Below are 653 nucleotides of genomic sequence, written 5' to 3' on the forward strand. Positions count from 1 at the left end.
GAGCCGCCCGACGAGCCGCCGGGCACGCGGTTGGGGTCGGCGGCGTTGCGGGCCGGGCCGAAATAGGAGGTTTCATTCGAACCGCCCATCGCAAACTCGTCGCAGTTCTGGCGGCCGATGAGGATGGCATCGGCATCGAGCAGGCGCTGCACGGCGGTGCCAGTGAACAGCGACTTGAAGCCGTCGAGCATGCGGCTGCTGCTTTGCAGCGAGTGCCCGGCGTAGGCCAGCACATCCTTGAGGCCGATAACCATACCGGCCAGCGGGCCAGCCGTACCGGCAGCGAGCTTGGCATCCACGGCGTCGGCCTGGGCACGGGCCTCGTCGGGCCACACTTCCAGAAACGCGTTGAGGTGCTGCTGACGCTCGATGTTATCGAGGTAATAGTCAACGAGCTGGCGGCAGGACGTGGTGCCTGCCGCCAGCTCGCTGCGGACTTCGGATAAAGACTGAAAACGCTTCAAACTTGCTGCAGAGTTAGGTGACTAATTGCCGTGAAATTACGCGCCCGGGTTGGCCGGCAGGTAGGGCTGGCGAGGCTGAGTGCCTTCGGGAGCCAAGTTGGGGGGCAGTACGGTGGCCACGGGCGGGGCGGGGTCGTGCTGGTCGGCCGTGGGCAGGCCCGTGGTGGCCGGAGCTACCGGAGCCGCCCA

Annotated in this window: 1 protein-coding gene; it reads right to left on the minus strand. The window is 66.5% G+C overall.

Going from position 1 to position 653, the window contains the following annotated elements; translation table 11 throughout:
* Positions 1-464, minus strand: a 464-nt coding sequence (locus ACYVDE_RS25330) for an amidase family protein (RefSeq protein WP_460504278.1), incomplete at its 3' end; no start/stop codon positions are given.
* Between the last annotated feature and the right edge of the window lie 189 nt (positions 465-653).

The sequence above is a fragment of the Hymenobacter agri genome, from assembly GCF_054778495.1.